Here is an 18,836-nt window from a genome sequence, read left to right as displayed (position 1 = left end):
GATTTGCTACAATATAGTATTATATGAATAAGAAAATCTTCATCCCGCTCATCATTATCGGCGTGCTACTGATCGGTGGTATCGTGTATCTCGCATTGACTTTGAACCAGCAGAGACAGGCAAACAAGGAAATGCAAGAGTTGGCCGAACTCGACAAGAAAGAAATGGAAAACGAATACCAGCAGTTTGCCAACCAATACAGCGAGATGAAATCGCAGATCAATAACGACTCGATCGTGGCGCAACTCACCGCTGAACAAGAGCGGACCCAACGCTTGTTGGCTGAGCTGAAAAGCGTGAAGAGCAACGATGCACGCGAGATTGCCCGACTGAAAAGAGAACTCGCCACTGTACGCGCGGTGCTTCGGAGCTATGTCATTGAGATTGATTCCTTGAACAGACTCAATCAAAATCTTACTGCAGAGAATACACGGGTGAAGGGCCAATATGAAGAGGCGACGCGGCAGATTGAAGGATTGAACACAGAGAAGGCTTCATTGTCAGAGAAAGTGGCTATTGCCTCTCAACTGGATGCCATCAGTATCAATCTGGCAGGTAAGAATAAACGAGGGAAAAACACCGACGATGCAAGCAAATGCAAGTTGTTGCAACTCAATTTCAGCCTTGCCAAAAATGTCACAGCTACAAGCGGTGTCAAGAATATCTATGTGCGCATCACTTCGCCTACGGGTGGAATACTCGGTGGAGCGGGTTCTTTTGCTTATGAAAACCGCACGCTGCAATGCACGATGAAAAAGACTGTGGAGTATGGCGGACAAGAAACGGCCGTCGTGATGTATTGGACCGTTTCACAGGCATTGGTCAGCGGAACTTACGGAGTCAGTATTTTTGCTGACGGGAATATGATCGGTTCTAAGAGTTTTACGTTCAAATGATGAAAAGAATATTCGCTTTCCTGCTGCTTGTCAGTGCGATTCTGCCCATGAAAGCACAACGCATGCTTTCATTAGACAGTTGTCGTGCATTGGCGTTGCGCAACAACAAGCAGCTGAATATCTCCAAATTAAACCGAGATGTGGCCCTCAATGCGCGCAAAGCTGTACGCACCAAATATTTGCCTAAAATGGATGCAGTGGGTGCTTATCAGTTTACCAGTCGGGAGATTTCGATTCTCAACAAGCGACAAAAGGATGCATTGAGCAATTTTGGTACTTCTGTGGGTACAAAAATCGGCAATGATATCACGCCACTCATTACTGATCTCGCCCAGAAAGGTATTATCACACCGGGACAGGCCTCCTTGTTCGGCAATATATTAAACCAAGTTGGGACTTCGCTTTCCAACTCTCTAAACGAGGCCGGACAAAAAGTGCGCAATGCTTTTCGCACCGACACACGGAATATATTCGTTGCTTCTGTGTTGGTTCGTCAACCGATCTATATGGGTGGAGCCATCACGGCGGCCAATAAGATTGCAGACATCAGCGAACAATTAGCCGATTATAGCATCGACAGTAAGATTCAGTCTACATTATACGACATTGATCAAAGCTATTGGCTTGTGGTCTCTTTACGACACAAACAGACTTTGGCCGACAGTTACTTGAAACTGGTGCAGAAATTGGATGATGATGTCCACAAAATGATCAAAGAAGGCGTAGCGACTCGTGCCGATGGACTGAAAGTGGACGTTAAAGTGAACGAGGCTGAAATGGCTAAGACACAAGTTGATGATGGTCTTGTGTTGGCCAAGATGTATCTGTGCCAGCTCTGTGGCATTCCGATGACAGACGACATCAAGCTGGTAGATGAAGACAAAGAAAACCTCAACACAGCTGTTTCGGTTGATAAAGGCACGGTGCAAACAGCCATTGACAATCGTCCCGAGCTCAAAATGCTGGCGAGCACCGTAGCGATCAGCAAGCAGGGCACGCGCCTTGCACGTGCCGCTTACCTTCCACAAGTGGCAGCAGTGGGCGGTTATACGATGTCGAACCCAAATGTTTTCAATGGATTTGAGCGTAAATTCTCTGGCTATTTCCATATCGGCCTGATGGTTCGCCTACCGGTTTGGAGTTGGTTTGAAGGTAGATATAAAGTCAATGCCACCAAGGCGATGACAAATATTGCACAGATGGAGCTGAGCGATGCACAAGAGAAAGTGGAATTGCAAGTCAACCAGAGTACGTTCAAGGTAAAAGAGGCAACCAAGAAACTCGTCATGGCCGTCAAGAACACCGAGCGTGCCGAAGAGAATCTGCGTTGTGCCAACCTCGGTTTCAAGGAAGGAGTGATACAGTCTACCGATGTGATAGCAGCTCAAACGGCCTGGTTACAAGCCCAGACACAAAAGATAGATGCGGAAATTGAAGTTAAATTAAGCCAGGTGAACCTCGAAAAGGCGCTTGGCACATTACAATATTAAGAAGATTATGTCAGCAAAATCACAGCACAATAACATTATGCTCGCCATCATCGGATTCGTGGCGGTGGTGGTCATTGTGGCAGTCATTGGATTCTTCACCCTCGGCAGTACGCCGGAAATCATTCAAGGCGAAGTGGAAGTCACCGAATACAGGGTATCCAGCAAGCTCCCTGGCCGAGTGGTAGAGCTGCGTGTAAAGGAAGGCGACTTCGTACACGCAGGCGACACATTAGCCATATTGGAAGTTCCGGAAGTGGATGCGCAGAAACAAGTAGCCGAAGGTACAGAGCGCGCAGCAGCAGCCGTCAGCCGAATGGCAGACAACGGTGCACGCCGCGAACAGATTCAGGGAGCTTACCAACTGTGGCAACAGGCCTTGGCAGCCAGTGAAATCGCCAAGAAGTCATATAACCGAGTGCAGAACCTGTATGATGAAGGCGTGTTGAGTGCCCAAAAACGCGATGAGCTTTCGCCGCCTATAAAGCCACACAGGCACAAGTGCTCGCAGCCAAAAGTCAATATGACATGGCACGCAACGGCTCCAGAGCCGAAGAGAAACAAGCCGCGGCCAGCCAAGTAACAGCCGCTCGCGGAGCAGTCAACGTGGTCAAGTCTTTGCTCAAAGAGACAGTGCAAGTGGCAACGATGGAAGGTGAGGTCAGCGATGTCTATCCCAAGGTGGGCGAGTTGGTCGGTATTGGTTCACCGATCATGAGTATTTCGATATTGAAAGACATGTGGGGCACCTTCAATGTGCGCGAAGATCAACTCAAAGGACTGAAAATAGGCGACACATTCACTGCTTTCTCTCCAGCATTTAACAAGAGTCTGACGATGAAGATTTTCTACATCAAGGACCAAGGATCCTACGCCGTTTGGAAAGCAACGAAGACCAACGGGCAATATGATCTGAAAACATTCGAGATCAAGGCACGGCCCATCCAGAGATTCGATGGACTGCGTCCTGGGATGTCACTAATCATCAAGGAATAACAGCCTAAAAAGCAAGGCGTGAAGGCGTTAAAACAAATAATTCGAGTGGCTGTCAGGGAGTGCGGCATCCTGCGCAGCAATCCCATTTACCTCTTCTGTATGGTCATCTTCCCCATCGTTGTAGTGGTGTTTTTCACCTCCCTAATGGACGAAGGGCAACCCACCAATATGCCGGTGGGAGTTGTAGACCAGGATAACACAGCCACCACACGAGCGCTCACCCGCAGATTGGATGCCTTTCAGTCTACCGACATCGTTGCGCACTATCCCAATATCAACGAAGCCCGTAACGCCATACAGCGCAATGAGATTTATGCCTTTATCTACTTTCCCGAAGGAACGACAGACAAATTGCTGGCTTCGCGTCGTCCCAAGATCTCATTCTATTACAGCTATGCTTCGATCACCTCGGGAGCTTTGCTGTTTCGCGATCTGAAAACCATCGCCACATTAGGTTCGGCAGCTGTCGGAAAGGCCAAACTATCGGCAATCGGTAAGACCGATGAGGAAATTCGCACTTTCCTGCAACCCATCACCATCGATCTGCACCCCATCAACAATCCTGAAATCAACTATAACGTTTACCTCAGCACCACACTCCCCCCGGCATGTCTGATGCTATTTATCTTCTTGATCACGGCTTACTCCATCGGAACAGAACTGAAATTCACCCGATCCAAAGAATGGATGCGAATAGCGGGCAACGACATCTGGATAGCACTCACGGGTAAGATGTTACCGCAGTTCCTGATTTTCCTCACCATCATCTACGCTTATTTGTTCTATGTGTTTTATGTCATGGGCTTTCCTCATGCGGGCGGACTTGGCTCCATCCTGTTGCTCGGCCTGCTCACGGTGCTCTCGGCTCAAGGATTCGGAATATTCACATTCGGTTTGATCCCTTCGCTCCGAATGTCTATGAGTGTCTGCTCGCTGTGGGCCGCATTGAGTTTCAGCATAATGGGCGCCACCTTTCCCCTCTCTGCCATGGGTCCCGAGATTGAGGCTTTGGCATGGCTTTTCCCGATGCGCCACTATTTTATGATCTACCAAATCAATGTGTTCAACGGCTATTCCTTGCTTGACGCCTGGCCGTACGTGGCTGCACTGATCTTGTTTGCCGCCCTCCCGTTGCTTGTCGTCTATCGTATCAGAAAGGCAATGCTCGAATACGTTTACATCCCTTAACCCGAAATGAGAAAGGACAGTTTGCTACATCACATACGAGAGGGCATCCAAGATATGTGTTATATCTGGGCGCGAGAGATGAGGAGCACCGTTAAAGACGAAGGGGTGCTGATCTTCTTCATCCTGGTGCCGCTCCTCTATCCCCTACTCTATTCGTGGATCTACAACAACCAGGTGGTACGCGAAGTACCCGTAGCCGTTGTCGACCTATCTCATAGCGAACAGAGCCGCGCATTCATATGCCAGTATGATGCCTCGCCCGACGTCGACGTGGTCTATCACTGCAACAGCTTAGACGATGCCAAGCTGCTCATCGGCAAACAAGTAGTGAAAGGCGTCATCTATATCCCCGCCAACTTCGGCACTCGAATCAACCGACGTGAGCAGGCAACCATCGGCATCTACTGCGACATGAGCATCATGCTCAACTACAAGGCCATCTACCAAACCGCCACATCCGTTGTCGGAAAAATGAATGCCGGTATCCAGCTCGCCCAATCCCGCAACTTCACCAAGCAGGATGAGCAGATCACCATCCAGCCGCTCGACTTTGCTGAGGTTCCGATCTTCAACAGCACCGGTGGCTATGCCGACTTTATCATCCCCGGCGTCTTGATGCTCATTCTTCACCAAACATTGCTCCTCGGTATCGGGCTGGCTGCGGGAACGGCCCGGGAAAACAATCGTTACAGCGACCTTGTGCCCATCAGTCGGCATTATAATGGACTCTTCCGAATCGTTTTGGGCAAATCCTCTTGTTACTTCATGGTTTATTGCGTGATGGCGGCCTATCTGGCACTGGCCGTACCCCGCCTTTTTGGCTTCGTACAAATCATCGAAGGGCGCGACCTCTTAGGACTTATGGTTCCTTACCTCCTGTCCACCATCTTCTTCGGTATGATGCTCTCGTGCACCATTCGCTACCGCGAGAACGTCATGCTCCTGGTTGTTTTCACCTCCATACCTCTACTCTTCCTCTCCGGCGTATCTTGGCCACAGAGCAATATCCCCGGTGTATGGCAAGCCATCGCATGTTTCTTCCCCTCCACATTCGGTATCCGTGGTTTCGTAAGGCTCAACACGATGGGAGCTACCCTGACCGATATCCGTTCCGAATATCAAATGCTATGCTCCAAGTCATCATCTACTTCTTCGCCACTTGTGCCGTCTATCGCTACCAGATCATTCAGTCACGCCGCCATGCCGTGGAGCGACTCAATGCCATCAAAGCCAAGATCACTCGTCAATTAAAATAGTATTGCCCCTATAAAAGAGCCGCAAGCCAGACTAACTCGGGCAAGATCATCTACATATCACTATCGTTGTTAACAGTATCACAGTTTTATCAAGGAAATGAAAACAAAGCAGAATTATTGGTGGCGGACAATCGCCTCTTTCTTATTGGTCTTATTTTCAATGCCTTTGGGACATGCACTGATGATCATGATGGAGCGACTCATGTCGCCACAAGCGATGCACTACGCAGGTTTCTCCATGGGACTCGTCGGACTGGTTCTCGTCATCATCGGGGTTTTCGCCAAAGGCGACACCCGACAAACCCTGTGGGGACTCTTCGGCGGACTCCTCTTTTGGACGGGATGGGTGGAATTTCTCTTCTTGTATTATGCCCGACGCTACGGTGTGCAACCCGAAATCGAAAACGGCGTGGTGGTGACCAAGCCCGAATATCTCATCATGCCCGCCACATTCGGCATGTGGATCATGATCATGACGATGTATATATTCAGTACGAAAAACGGGTGCGACTTCATTACCTGGATACAGAAAGTGTGCTTCCGAGACAAGCGGCGCATCATTGCTCCCCAACCGATGACACGTCACACTAGCATCGTCACATTCATGGAACTCAACATGATGCTCTGGGGGCTTTATCTCCTGCTGATGTTCTGCTATGACAAACAATTCCTCGGCGACCACCACCCCATTACTTTTCTCGTCGGACTGGGTTGCCTGGTCGGTTCATTCTTCATGTTCAAGCGTCAACTGAAATTAGCCGCCTGGGGAGCTAATATCCGAATGGCCATCGCCACTGTCATCATCTTTTGGACACCCGTTGAAATACTCGGCCGTATCAACTTCTTCAAGGAGTTCTGGGTGGAACCCGAGCGATACGCCTTTCAGCTATCCTGCATCCTCCTGTTATTCATCGGCTTAGGTATTTACCTCTGGCTGAAAGGTGCGAAAAGAAAATAATTTATCCTCGGATCGACCCTATAAAATCTGGCAGAGAAAGAAGATCAAAATAATCAATTCGATTCTTTCTCTGCCATATCTTTTTCACTTCATTATTTTTCCTCATCTTATTCCACCAAACGACAACTCCTATCCCGCTGCCCCACAAGTAGTAGATCTCTGCCTCACTCCCATAGGACTTGTCGGCAAGAAAAATAGATAGAGCCATTTATCAAACCATACCTTATGTGCTCTTCCTTTTCTGTGAGTTTAGATTCAGCCCGGACGCTCAACAAACGAGCTTACACGATGAGAGTGTAACAAAATGAGATAGGCTTTACCCCTCTATGAGCAGAGCGTTCAACATAAATCTTTGGATAAAGCCACATTAAATGGGACGATCCATGGAGATCGTGCAGATGATTCTTGCCAACTCGCTGATTTGTCAACGCGCTGACTCAACGGGAATGGAGGCAAGAATCATGGTTTGAAACTACCTGTCAATCAATGGGTTCATAGCGCCCACGAATCGTCAGCATGATGGCAGTGTCGGCTCCGTTGGTCTGCACGGTGATCCATTTGCGGTAAGCACCGGGCGTGAACCCGTTACCATCATAGGTGATGATGAGGCTGTCTTTCTTGCCAGGTGCAATGGGACGTTTCGGGAAGGCAACGGTCGTGCATCCGCAGTCGGCTTCTGCACGGCTGATAACCAAGGGTTTAGAACCTTCGTTCCGAAAGACAAACGAGCAGGTTTTGGATTCTCGCTCTGCATAGGTGCCGAAGTCATGATCTGTCATGTAGAACTTCACCGTGGTTTGCGCATTCGCCACAGGTTTCTGCCCTCTCCCGCAACTGATTAGGAGCAGTGACACCACTATTAGTCCATAAATCTGTTTCATAGAAATTTAAAAAGGCAATGGGTCCTCTGAATGAAACCCATTGCCCGATTTTTAGATTCCACTACAACTCAGGCAGCGGACTTATGATCACACCGTCTTACTCTGCTATGCAGATCGAGACACGGTTTTTGTCGTTCTCGGCAAACGGCTGCACACGAGCGCCCTTGCTGTCTGAGGTGATGCGGTCGGCAGAAATACCATACTGCGTTTTCAGCATCTTGACAACAGAGGCAGCACGCTGTGCGGCGATCCGATCATTGATCTTATCATTACCCGTGCCGGCATCGGCATAACCGGTTACGGCAACTTTTGCCTCAGGAGTCTTGTTCAGATAATCTACGATTTCCTGTACTTTCTGAAGCTCGGAAGCACGCACCTTATAAGAGTTGATCGTGAAGAAGATATCACGACGCAACGGTTCGGCCTTCTCTTCAACAACAGGAGCAGGAGCGGGTTCTACGGCAGGAGCAGGTGCGACCTCTTCGGCAACAACCACTTCTTCTGCAACAGGAGCTGCCTGCTCTTTCTTGGTATAGGTCTTACCCAAATTGATTCGCAAACCTACCAATCCATTGAAATACCAGTCAGCATTGCCTGCTTTCTTCGAGTTGTATTTATCCGACAGGATATTGGCATTCCCTTCGACAACGAGTTTCACGGCATTGCTCAAACGGAAGCTGGCTTCTAAACCACCGCGACCGTAAGGCAAAACCTTGGTGCCATCCCAGAGATATTCAAGGTTGTAAGGCACAACGTTGGCAATGCCTTTGGAAAGGTCATTCACCTCATCGTTGCCCCATGCAATGTTGGCTCCGCCACCCACAAAGGCTGTCAGATTAAACACACGGTTGGGATTCCAACCGCAGAAGAGGTTAGATAAGTTAAACATCAGATCAAGACCTGGTGCCACATACTTATATTTATAGTCGGCCGTGAACGGAGGCAGAATCTTTCCTCTGTTGGTATAACCGTTCCAGCCGCCTTTGCTCTGCCAAGCATTGGCCTGCAAACGCAAAGCAACCGCCGGGCAAAACTGGTAACCGAGACCGAACTGTACGTTCGGACTGATCTGATCCTTAAACTTGGCCTCGCCAAGTGTGTACTGGGCACCTCCTTCAAGGTTCAAGAAAAGGTGCTTCTTAAATTGGTACTCATTGCCTTCCTTATCCGTATAAGTGGCCTGAGCCATTGCCGACGTACTCCCCAATACAAGGAGAGCCGCAGCCGTAAGTAATTTAAAACTCTTCATAACAAACAAGCTATTAATTCTGAATTTTTGTTCCTCCAAGGTTGTTCGTATCTGTCATATTATCAACGGTGGTGAGATACCATTTTCCGTCACGACGAATGGGCTTTAGGTATAAAGCTGTCGTGTTAGGACGCGGGTCATCGGCTTTCTTCTCAAAGAGAACGATATTAACTTTCACAATGTTATCTTTCTCTTGATCAAATACCAACCTCTCAACAGTATAACGGACACCTTGCACATTCATCAAGGTTCTGGCCTGACGACGAGCCAAATCCTTTGGAAGAGATATGATGCTGTCACCATCAAGAAACGACAACATCGATACTGCCGCTTTGATATCCTTACGGTTTAACCGATAGATAAACTCATCTACCAACTTCTTGACTTCAGCCGTATCTGTGGTGTTAAAGGAATCCTTAGGCTGGACAAGGAATTCATCCTCAAGCTGCTTCACAGACTTCTCCTTCTTACCGCAAGACGACACGGCCGCCATCACAAGAAATGAAAGTAAAAGAAGATAAACTGCACTTTTTCTCATATCTGTATTCTTAGGGAAAAGGGGTGCCAACGAGTTGACACCCCTTCTATAAACGTTGGTTAGGTTGTGAAATCTAAATTAATTCCTCTTAGCCGAACCAGTTGTCTTGTTAACAGTGATCGTAGCCCAAACTACTTGTGTGTAGTTCAAGTCCTTCTTCACACCGCTGGTAGAAGCATTGGTCTTTTCATTGATCACGTTACCCCAGTTGTACTTCACTGCGATAGGAACGTAGATGTGGAAGATCTGAGCACCACCACCGTTGTTTGTATAAGTGATCTGACCGAAGTTCTTCGTAGCAGTATTACCGCGAGACCATCCGAATCCGGAGATACCATGAGCAGCAGTGTTGAATACCTCTGTTCCATAACCGTTGATCAACTTCAAGTAGTTAGCTGTTGTGATACCACTGGAAGTGGTGTAACTTGTCAACGAAGGAACATTCTCAACAGACGGGAGAGTCATGATCTGAGCAGGATCTGTCAGAGCAGCACCCTTACGTGTAGCCTCTGCCAAAGGTGCATCCGTGCGGATCTGTTCACGAATAACAGAGAGAGAAGAAATTCCATAGAAGCTGTAAGGAACTTGTCCGTTAGCATAGGTACCGTTAACCAGTACATTCATTGCACGCCAGTCTTTGATCGTAATCAAGTCTTGGAGTTTAACTGTCTCTACTGAGTTCAAGGCATCGGTCCATTCAATATTCTTCGGCCATACGTTGATCGGACGCATGAAGCGAACGTTGAACAAGTTGTTGCCCAGCAACGGAGCGTAGCACGGATCCTTAGAAGCAGTAACCTTAACATAAGCGGTGAATGTTCTGTCGATATTATCGGTCAGATAATCCTTCATGTGGATATCCTCACCCTTATTGTCATAGTAACCCATCTTGTTCAAGAGATCGGTAGCAGCATTCTTGTTATTATCTTCGTCACCAAAGTAGTGGAGGATAGAGTATGTACCATCGTCAGTATTCGGGTTCAGAGTAGCCACCTTCTCCGGTGTTGCCAAAGCAACGCCATCCTGCTTAACAGCATAGATTGTGTGGTTGTTATCACCCAGTTTCAAAGTCCACTTAGAACCAGAAGCACCACTTACAACCCAAGTTCCGTCAGCAGCAGCATTAACAGTACTGTTAACACCCTTTTCAGGCAATGTGAACTCAAAGTCAACAGTTGTCTTAACGGTACCAGCAGCTGTATAGAATTGGCTGAACTTAGCTTTCTCGCTTTCAAGAGTAAGGAGCAATTTCTTGTTAACCCAGTATTCACGAACGTCCTTTGTGAACTTATCATTAGTCAGGTCAATCTGTCCAACCTCAGCAGGAGACGGAACGTTAGCATGTACATCGAGATCGCTTTCGGTACCAGGTACATAAGCTGAGTTGAGCTTGAACCAGTGGTGCAAGTCCTTACCAGCAACCTTACCGTATGCGAAGTGAACCTTACCCGGAGCGAAGTTCAGTTTAACCCAAACACTCGTACCGTCAACCTTGTTGATGAAGCGAACCCAAGTATAAACATCTTTCGTGTTCAGCCCCTTAGACTGATAAGTTACGCCATAATCTTTCTCAAATGCCAAGATCTTAGCATCAGTCATGTTACTTGCAGGAGAATTCTTAGAGATATTCCATACCAATACGTTGGTCTGAGCATCCCAAGCATGAGGATTGGTTGCATTGTCATGCGGCGTGTACCATACACGGCCATAAGTCTTCGCATTGCTATCAAGAATCTTCTTGGTAACGTCAGCAGCAGTGTAGCGAACAGCTTGCCAACCAGCAGTGTAGAGAGGGCCAGTTGCCTGAGTAGGCATAGCGTGACTACCATTATCTACTTCAAGATAGTAATTTCTCTCGAATTCCTGCTTGGTCAAACCGTTTGTACCGAGCTGAGAAAGAATCAAATTCTCGACTTGTGACCAAGTCATCTTACCCTCATCACCGCAATTCATGTAGATGTCGCTCAGGTTAACTTCAACCTTCTTGTCTTCAACCTTAGAAGCAACGATACGGATCTTGATGTAACCGTAGAGAACGACATTGTTCTGATCATCAACAAGGTCAACACGTACCAATGGCTCACGGTCGATAACTTCACGAGTAGCCACCTGACCAAGCTTTGTCTTACCGCTTGCATCTACCGAGCGAGGAGCAAATACACCATCAGAAATCTGTTCCATGTGAGCAGACTCACTGGTCGTCTCCACACCAAGACGATAGTCAACAAGTGTAAATTTATACTTCAAGCCAAGAGCAGAGAGTTCTGCTGCGGTCAAACTCTTATCATGCTTTGATTTTCCGTATCTTGCAAATGTGATATAATCTGCATGAGTTTCGATGAACGGCTTCAAATCGATCTTATCGTTGTAAACAACTTGGTGAGTTGCCGGCATAGTGATTACACCGTGTGTCAAAGCGTCGGCATGTGTCTGGCCATAGAGTTCTCCACTTACACCATAGAGAGCAGTGTAGAGGTGATTATCACCAATCTCACCTACGTGCGGTGCAGAGTTGATGAAGGTGTGCTGATCAAGCACTTCATCAGGATCGTTATCAGCAAGAGCACGAAGTTTGATCTTTGCAGGAGTCAACACGCCATAGTCAGAAGTAATGGTGTATGCGTCTAATTTTCCCTTTGCTGGGAAATTAGCTTGTAATGCAATGAACGGAAGTTTATTGCCATAAGACACATTATCTTCGGGATCACCCCAATCGTTGTTAGCGGGAGTAGGATCAGAAGAAGTATTAGCAACCCAAGCTGCGTAGTAATCATTCAATCTCTTGAAATCAGCTTTGAATGGAACTGTCAAGATACCATCCTTCACCACATTCACTTTGTTGTCGAACTTAGCAACTTTCGGAGTAGCAATCGTAGCCACACCAGCACGAGTGTTCACTTCAGCTTCGTTGGTATAGAAAGCGAAAGTAGCATCTTCGAAGCTTGCAGAAGTAGGATCTACATGATAGTTTGCTACGCCACCATCCATAATGGTGATGGTCTTAGGAGTTGCAACAGGCTGTCTGTTATCAACCGTTACCTTAATATCTTCAAGACCAGAAGCACCCATTACCTTATAAGAGAACTTAGCCTGACCCTCAAAGTCGTAAACCGGTGTATTGTAGATAGCGGGCAACTCGATACCTTCAAGACCTTCCCAATAGAAAGCAGGTTGCAGAACGAGCATGGAGAGTCTTCTGTTAACGAGTACTGTCAACAAGTTGAGCTGAGCAGCCTGTTCATCAATACGGTCGCTGAGTTTCTGCATTTTTTCTTTCAACTCAGCAAGAGTTTGTACAGAAGCAGCAGAACCAGAGATGAGAGCAATCTGATCTTTCAGATCTTTGATCTGCTTAGCCACCTCAGCCTTGTCGGCCTTACCGGCAAGAGCTTCACCCAATTTGTCGAAAGCATAGCCCTGAGCAGCCAAGTTAGCTTGTGCTGCTTTCACTGCGCCATCAAGCGTGTTGAGTGTCGTACCGAGTGTGTTCAAGCGGCTGTCGATAGCGTCCACCTGAGTCTTCAATTTGTCGAGCTCAGTTTTGTCAGCCTTACCGGCGATCAAAGTTTTGCACTGGTCGATTGCTTTCTGCAATTCATCAGCAGTTACCAACTTTTTGATCTGATCCTGCAAAGACTTAATATCAGCCTTTGTAGCATAATTACCAGCTGCAGCCTTAATATCATCCTGCGCTTTCTTCAAGGCAGCATCCAAGGTTGCAAGTTGAGTCTTCAAGGCTGCGATGTCATTGGCATTAGCATTAATGTCATCATCGTAGTCTTTACAAGACGTAAACATACCCACAGATGCGATGAAAAACGCACCCATAAGCAACGTACTAAAGATTTTTTTCATTTGATGAATTTTAAATTAAACAATATATTTATCTATATATATACTCTCCACCACTCGATACAAGAGGCTGTGATTTCACGCGACAAAGATAAAGAGAAATCTCTAAACGTGCAAACAAAAGACGATATTTTTTTAATTTTAGGTTAGAAAATCTATTGACTTAACGTATCTAACCGTTAGTTACACGGCATTTAACGGCTATTCGGAGGCTGAAAGACCGTAAAACGCCATGCGACTAACGGTTAGTCAGCAGCAGATTTTCCATCGCTGTTTCTCCTATATATAATATGGTGGAATGATAAAGGATAAAAGATGAGCGATGAAGAAATTCCTCATCGCTCATCTTTTATTTTCCGTTTTCTTTTAAAAATCGGCTGATTTAGGCGTACGCGGGAATGGAATCACATCACGAATGTTCTGCATGCCGGTAACGAACAGGATAAGACGTTCGAAACCTAAACCAAAACCACCATGCGGACAGGTGCCGTATCTACGCGTATCGAGATACCACCACATATCTTTCATCGGTATATCACGACGCTCGATCTCGCCCATCAGCTTGTCATAATTCTCTTCACGGACACTACCGCCAATGATTTCACCGATCTGTGGGAATAGGACATCAGTGCCCTGCACTGTCTTCCCATCATCGTTCATCTTCATATAGAAGGCCTTGATATCCTTGGGATAATCGGTCATAATCACAGGGCGCTTGAAATGTTGTTCCACCAAGAAGCGCTCATGTTCGCTGGCCAAATCCATTCCCCACTCAATGGGGAATTCAAATTGGTGACCTTTCGCCACGGCTTCTTCAAGAATCTTGATGCCCTCGGTGTAAGGCAGACGAACAAACGACTCTTTGACGACGCCCTGTAAGCGATCAATCAAAGTCTTGTCAATCATCTTATTGAGAAATTCCAGATCGTCTTTGCAATTATCCAACGCCCAACGAACGCAATATTTGATGAAATCTTCTTCCAAATCCATCAGTTCGGGCAGATCGATAAAGGCAACTTCGGGTTCAACCATCCAAAACTCAGCCAAGTGGCGAGGCGTATTGGAGTTCTCTGCACGGAAAGTGGGGCCGAATGTGTATATCTGTCCAAGTGACGTTGCACCCAATTCACCCTCTAACTGGCCACTCACAGTGAGGCTGGTCATCTTTCCGAAGAAGTCATCGGCATAAGAGATTTTCCCGTCTTCACCTTTTTTCAGATCATAGAGATTCTGCGTTGTCACCTGAAACATCTCTCCCGCTCCTTCGCAATCACTCGCAGTAATAATCGGCGTGTGAAAATAGAAGAAACCGTGATCATGAAAATACTGATGGATTGCAATGGCCATGTTATGCCGAATGCGCATAACCGCTCCGAAAGTATTGGTGCGCAACCGCAAATGTGCATATTGGCGCATATACTCGAAACTCTGTCCCTTTTTCTGCATCGGATAATCAGAGCCACAAGTTCCATAGAGCTCGATGCTTTGACATTGGATTTCCGACGTCTGACCTTGCCCTTGACTCTCCACAAGTTCGCCCACAACACTGATGCAAGAACCTGTGGTGAGTTGTTTCAAGAGACTTTCATCGAAGTTGGCGGGATTGACTACAACCTGCACATTTTTAATGGTCGAGCCGTCATTCAGTGCAATAAAATCGACCGCTTTACTGCTACGATGCGTCCGCACCCATCCTCTGACATTCACAATAGAGCCGAAATCTGTGCGCCGAAGTACCTCAACAACTTTTGTTCTCTTTATCATTGTTAGCTTCCTTTCTATATTCGCTAAAATTGGTAAGTCTTAACGACTAATTACTTACGTTTCTTATTTTTCCCCATTCATAAAATTTAAGCCGCAACTTACCCTTTATTTTATCATTCAAATGCGCCCATGCGCAGCATTTCAACTTCTTTTTCGGTCAGGAAACGCCAATCGCCACGGCGGAGTCCTTTCTTAGTCAGACCGGCAAACTGTACACGATCGAGTTTGATCACGCGATAACCTAAACTCTCGAAGATACGACGCACAATGCGATTTTTACCGCTGTGAATTTCAATACCCACTTGATTCTTCGCCGTTTCATTGGCATATTCAATGGCATCTGCATGTATCTCGCCGTCGTCTAACGTGATACCCTCGGCAATCTGTTGCAAATCGTGAGCGGTAACATTCTTGTCCAGGAACACGTGATATACCTTCTTTTTCAAGAACTTGGGATGAGTGAGCTTGCTGGCAAGATCTCCGTCATTGGTCAGCAGCAACACACCGGTTGTGTTTCGATCCAAACGACCAACGGGATAGATACGCTCCGGACAAATGTCTTTCACCAAATCCATCACCGTCTTGCGCTGTTGCGGATCATCGCTGGTGGTTACGCAGTCTTTCGGTTTGTTGAGAAGCACATATACTTTCTTCTCCAACGAAACGGGTTGTTCATGAAACACAACGGCGTCCGAACGCAAAACCTTTGTTCCGAGTTCCGTAACCACAGTGCCATTGACCGTTACCACACCAGCTTGAATGAATTCATCGGCCTCGCGACGACTGCAAACACCGGCATTAGCAAGAAACTTATTCAAACGAATCGGCTCATTGGGATCGACATGTTCTTCTTTATATTCAATGCGTTTCTTCATGCTGTATTTAGCATGCGGGTCATAATCGGCCGTCCGTTGACGATAACCGCCACCTTGATTATAGCCGCCACGATTGTTATAACCACCGCGATTATTGTTGTAACCGCCGCGATTATAGCCACCACGATTGTTGTTATAAGCTCCTCGGGGCTGATAACCACCCTCAACACGAGGTTGATAACCACCCTGACGAGACTGATAGCCCTCACGCGGTTGATAGCCGCCTTGACGTGGTTGATAGCCGCCGTCCATACCATTATTACTATAATAAGGACGATAACCGCCCTGACGAGGTTGTCCATAGCCACCTTGCGTGGTTGATAGCCGCCACCATTATCATCATCGTTATTGTAGCGAGGACGATAACCGCCCTGGCGAGGTTGTCCATAACCACCTTGGCGTGGTTGATAGCCACCGCCATTGTTATTGAAACGTGGTCGATACTGACGGGGTTGCATCTCATCACCGCCCGATTGAAGACCGCTACCAAAACCTTCGGGGCGGAATCCACCGCCGTCTCCATCATTATTTCGACCTGTATTGTAAGCGCGTGACGTGTGAATACGCGGACGTTGCGGTCTCACGCCACTACGATGCTCTCTCTGATAATAACCTTCCGGTTGGATACTTTCACGGTTGTTCTGATTCTGTTCTGTTGATGAATCTTGTTGTTTGTTTTCTAATTCTGAATCCATAAATTACTTTCTGCTTTCTTGTTGCCTCACGGCACGTTAATAAATAGTTATTCCTTAAATCCCTGTATAGTTGTAAGGCGTTATCGCCAATAATTCTTTCTTGACTTCATCACCGACATGTAGCGTTTCAACAAATGCATGAATGGTTTCTTTTGTCATCTTTTGATTGGTTCGGGTGAGCGCTTTCAATGCCTCGTACGGATGCGGATAACCTTCACGACGCAGGATCGTCTGAATGGCTTCGGCCACCACAGCCCATGCTTCATGCAAATCTTCGTGCAACTTTTCTTCGTGAAGAATGAGCTTGCGCAGCCCTTTCAGCGTGCTCTGGATGGCAATCAAGCCATGCGCCATCGGCACTCCCACATTGCGCAGCACTGTGGAATCGGTCAGATCACGTTGCAATCGGCTCACCGGCAATTTCTGTGCCAGGAATTGAAGAATAGCATTTGCAATTCCCAAATTCCCCTCGCTGTTTTCAAAATCGATCGGATTCACCTTGTGCGGCATCGCACTCGATCCCACTTCACCGGCTTTAATCTTCTGTTTGAAATAATCCATCGAAATATACATCCAGAAATCCCGGTCTAAATCGAGGATGATCGTATAGATCCGCCGCATGCCATCAAACACGCTTCCCAGGTGATCATAGTTGCTGATCTGCGTGGTATATGCCTCGCGTTCGAGTCCTAACTTTTCGCGAACAAATTGATTTCCAAATTCTTTCCAGTCGAAATCAGGATAAGCACATGGTGTGCATTGAAATTACCGGTAGCTCCTCCGAATTTGGCTGTCGGTTTACAGGCTTTCAACAGATTCAGTTGCTCCGTCAGTCGATAGGCAAACACCATCACTTCCTTGCCTAAGCGCGTGGGCGAAGCGGGTTGTCCATGAGTGCGGGCCAGCATCGGCACGTCTTTCCATTCATCTGCATACGCGTGCAACTGTGCGATCAACGCCTCCACTTGCGGATAAAACACGTGTTCCAAAGCCTCTTTCACAGAGAGCGGCACACTCGTATTGTTAATATCTTGCGACGTGAGTCCGAAATGAACAAACTCCTTATAGGCCTCTAATCCGCCGATCTGATCAAACGCTTCCTTAATAAAATACTCCACAGCCTTGACGTCATGATTGGTCACTTCTTCAATGGCTTTCACCCTGCGAGCCTCATTTTCACCGAAGTTTAGATAGATGTCACGCAACCGATCAAATAGCGTTTTATCCAAAGGAGCCAGTTGCGGCAAAGGCAATTCGCATAATGCAATGAAATATTCGATTTCTATCCGCACGCGATAACGGATCAACGCATATTCTGAGAAGTAATCGGCCAAAGGCTCAGTTTTGCCCCTATAACGACCATCAATGGGTGATATAGCGGTCAATAAGTCAAGCGTCATATTGATATATCATTATTCTGTGTACAAAATTACACATTAAAATCGACACGACAACAATATTTTGTGATAAAACTTCTAAAAAGAAAGATTCCGCAAAAACCTCTTACGAGAATTGCGGAATCTCTCTTGGTGGGCGTTGAGGGATTCGAACCCCCGACCCTCTGCTTGTAAGGCAGATGCTCTAAACCAGCTGAGCTAAACGCCCTCAACTTCTATCGGTAAAGCGGTTGCAAAGTTACAACAGTTTTTTGAGATTACCAAATCTTTTCAAAACTTTTTTCTTCATCATGAGAAATATATGTCATTTTTAGTGAGAAAACGGTGCAACCGCAATGCGTCAACAGCACATTCAAAAACGACAACATAACATTAGGACGACCGTATAGGCTTTCATGTGCGCTACATAACGGTTAAACGCATTGTATTTAACCGTTAATTGCGATGAGTTTAACCGTTAATCGCGAGCAAACTCACGCTCAATTGCAACGTGCGTAATAAGGAATCAAGATTAAAATAGCAGCGATTCGTTCATGGTTTAGCCATCAAATAAAAATCCCTGCAATCCCGAAAGATTACAGGGAACACCCCTTGGTGGGCGTTGAGGGATTCGAACCCCCGACCCTCTGCTTGTAAGGCAGATGCTCTAAACCAGCTGAGCTAAACGCCCTCAACTCATCGTAAGCGGTTGCAAAGATATAACTTTTCAAATGATTAACCAAACTTTTTGATACATTTTTCGATACAACATCATAAAAAAGAGATCTTATCGAATTCTCGGGCATAAAAAACGGGATGCTTACC

At 46.7% G+C, this 18,836-nt stretch carries 11 protein-coding genes, 2 tRNA genes and 3 pseudogenes; 6 read left to right on the top strand and 10 right to left on the bottom strand.

Going from position 1 to position 18,836, the window contains the following annotated elements:
• Positions 1–23: 23 nt before the first annotated feature.
• The 6 genes and pseudogenes from JCM12259_RS02475 (at position 24) to JCM12259_RS02450 (ending at position 6,781) form a co-directional block, all read left to right on the top strand.
• Complete coding sequence (locus JCM12259_RS02475) at positions 24–896, top strand: DUF8429 coiled-coil domain-containing protein (RefSeq protein WP_025065284.1); 873 nt, start codon at positions 24–26, stop codon at positions 894–896.
• Positions 896–2,386 (top strand): TolC family protein, encoded by a 1,491-nt coding sequence (locus JCM12259_RS02470; protein ID WP_025065283.1) that lies wholly within the window; start codon positions 896–898, stop codon positions 2,384–2,386. Before JCM12259_RS02475 ends, JCM12259_RS02470 begins: the two co-directional genes overlap by 1 nt.
• A 7-nt stretch (positions 2,387–2,393) precedes the next feature.
• Positions 2,394–3,379, top strand: a pseudogene (locus tag JCM12259_RS13425) (HlyD family secretion protein).
• Between the two features lie 18 nt (positions 3,380–3,397).
• The gene (locus JCM12259_RS02460; protein ID WP_025065282.1) at positions 3,398–4,567 is read left to right on the top strand and encodes an ABC transporter permease; all 1,170 of its coding nucleotides are present in this window, start codon (positions 3,398–3,400) and stop codon (positions 4,565–4,567) included.
• A gap of 6 nt (positions 4,568–4,573) precedes the next feature.
• Positions 4,574–5,823 (top strand): annotated as a pseudogene (locus tag JCM12259_RS13420) (ABC transporter permease).
• A 97-nt stretch (positions 5,824–5,920) separates the two neighbouring features.
• Entirely contained in the window at positions 5,921–6,781 is an 861-nt protein-coding gene (locus tag JCM12259_RS02450) for a hypothetical protein (RefSeq protein WP_025065281.1), read from the top strand.
• A gap of 479 nt (positions 6,782–7,260) precedes the next feature.
• On the opposite strand, the gene JCM12259_RS02440 is transcribed toward JCM12259_RS02450, so the two are convergent.
• From JCM12259_RS02440 to JCM12259_RS02395, 10 genes and pseudogenes are all read right to left on the bottom strand, one after another.
• On the bottom strand, positions 7,261–7,662 hold the full coding sequence (locus tag JCM12259_RS02440; RefSeq protein ID WP_025065279.1) for a DUF1573 domain-containing protein: 402 nt from the start codon (positions 7,660–7,662) through the stop codon (positions 7,261–7,263).
• Between the two features lie 97 nt (positions 7,663–7,759).
• The gene (locus tag JCM12259_RS02435; RefSeq protein ID WP_025065278.1) at positions 7,760–8,911 is read right to left on the bottom strand and encodes an OmpA family protein; all 1,152 of its coding nucleotides are present in this window, start codon (positions 8,909–8,911) and stop codon (positions 7,760–7,762) included.
• A 13-nt stretch (positions 8,912–8,924) separates the two neighbouring features.
• On the bottom strand, positions 8,925–9,449 hold the full coding sequence (locus JCM12259_RS02430; RefSeq protein WP_025065277.1) for a hypothetical protein: 525 nt from the start codon (positions 9,447–9,449) through the stop codon (positions 8,925–8,927).
• 78 nt (positions 9,450–9,527) lie between these two features.
• The gene (locus JCM12259_RS02425; protein ID WP_036888427.1) at positions 9,528–13,304 is read right to left on the bottom strand and encodes a coiled-coil domain-containing protein; all 3,777 of its coding nucleotides are present in this window, start codon (positions 13,302–13,304) and stop codon (positions 9,528–9,530) included.
• A 363-nt stretch (positions 13,305–13,667) separates the two neighbouring features.
• Positions 13,668–15,065, bottom strand: coding sequence for an asparagine--tRNA ligase (asnS, locus tag JCM12259_RS02415; RefSeq protein WP_036888425.1), 1,398 nt, complete (start codon positions 15,063–15,065; stop codon positions 13,668–13,670).
• A 113-nt stretch (positions 15,066–15,178) separates the two neighbouring features.
• Positions 15,179–15,940: a pseudouridine synthase gene (locus JCM12259_RS17820; RefSeq protein ID WP_441294690.1), complete on the bottom strand. Its 762-nt coding sequence runs from the start codon at positions 15,938–15,940 to the stop codon at positions 15,179–15,181.
• Entirely contained in the window at positions 15,937–16,635 is a 699-nt protein-coding gene (locus JCM12259_RS17815) for a hypothetical protein (RefSeq protein WP_441294689.1), read from the bottom strand. Before JCM12259_RS17815 ends, JCM12259_RS17820 begins: the two co-directional genes overlap by 4 nt.
• A 54-nt stretch (positions 16,636–16,689) precedes the next feature.
• A pseudogene (gene purB / locus JCM12259_RS13410) lies at positions 16,690–18,035 on the bottom strand (adenylosuccinate lyase).
• A gap of 127 nt (positions 18,036–18,162) precedes the next feature.
• A tRNA-Val gene (locus JCM12259_RS02400) sits at positions 18,163–18,240 on the bottom strand.
• Positions 18,241–18,624: 384 nt separating this feature from the next.
• Positions 18,625–18,702 (bottom strand) — tRNA-Val (locus tag JCM12259_RS02395).
• Positions 18,703–18,836: the final 134 nt, after the last annotated feature.

The sequence above is a fragment of the Hoylesella enoeca JCM 12259 genome (assembly GCF_000613405.1).
Taxonomy (GTDB): Bacteria; Bacteroidota; Bacteroidia; order Bacteroidales; family Bacteroidaceae; genus Prevotella; species Prevotella enoeca.
Note: the sequence above shows the minus strand (reverse complement) of the source record. Positions and strands in the feature narration are given on the sequence as shown.

Excerpts from the sequence above, each read along its gene's own strand:
- JCM12259_RS02475 (WP_025065284.1), top strand. The coding sequence starts at position 24 with ATGAATAAGAAAATCTTCATCCCGCTCATCATTATCGGCGTGCTACTG.
- JCM12259_RS02430 (WP_025065277.1), bottom strand. The coding sequence starts at position 9,449 with ATGAGAAAAAGTGCAGTTTATCTTCTTTTACTTTCATTTCTTGTGATG.
- JCM12259_RS17815 (WP_441294689.1), bottom strand. The coding sequence starts at position 16,635 with ATGGATTCAGAATTAGAAAACAAACAACAAGATTCATCAACAGAACAG.
- JCM12259_RS02425 (WP_036888427.1), bottom strand. The coding sequence starts at position 13,304 with ATGAAAAAAATCTTTAGTACGTTGCTTATGGGTGCGTTTTTCATCGCA.
- JCM12259_RS17820 (WP_441294690.1), bottom strand. The coding sequence starts at position 15,940 with ATGAAGAAACGCATTGAATATAAAGAAGAACATGTCGATCCCAATGAG.
- JCM12259_RS02450 (WP_025065281.1), top strand. The coding sequence starts at position 5,921 with ATGAAAACAAAGCAGAATTATTGGTGGCGGACAATCGCCTCTTTCTTA.
- JCM12259_RS02440 (WP_025065279.1), bottom strand. The coding sequence starts at position 7,662 with ATGAAACAGATTTATGGACTAATAGTGGTGTCACTGCTCCTAATCAGT.
- JCM12259_RS02470 (WP_025065283.1), top strand. The coding sequence starts at position 896 with ATGAAAAGAATATTCGCTTTCCTGCTGCTTGTCAGTGCGATTCTGCCC.
- asnS (WP_036888425.1), bottom strand. The coding sequence starts at position 15,065 with ATGATAAAGAGAACAAAAGTTGTTGAGGTACTTCGGCGCACAGATTTC.
- JCM12259_RS02435 (WP_025065278.1), bottom strand. The coding sequence starts at position 8,911 with ATGAAGAGTTTTAAATTACTTACGGCTGCGGCTCTCCTTGTATTGGGG.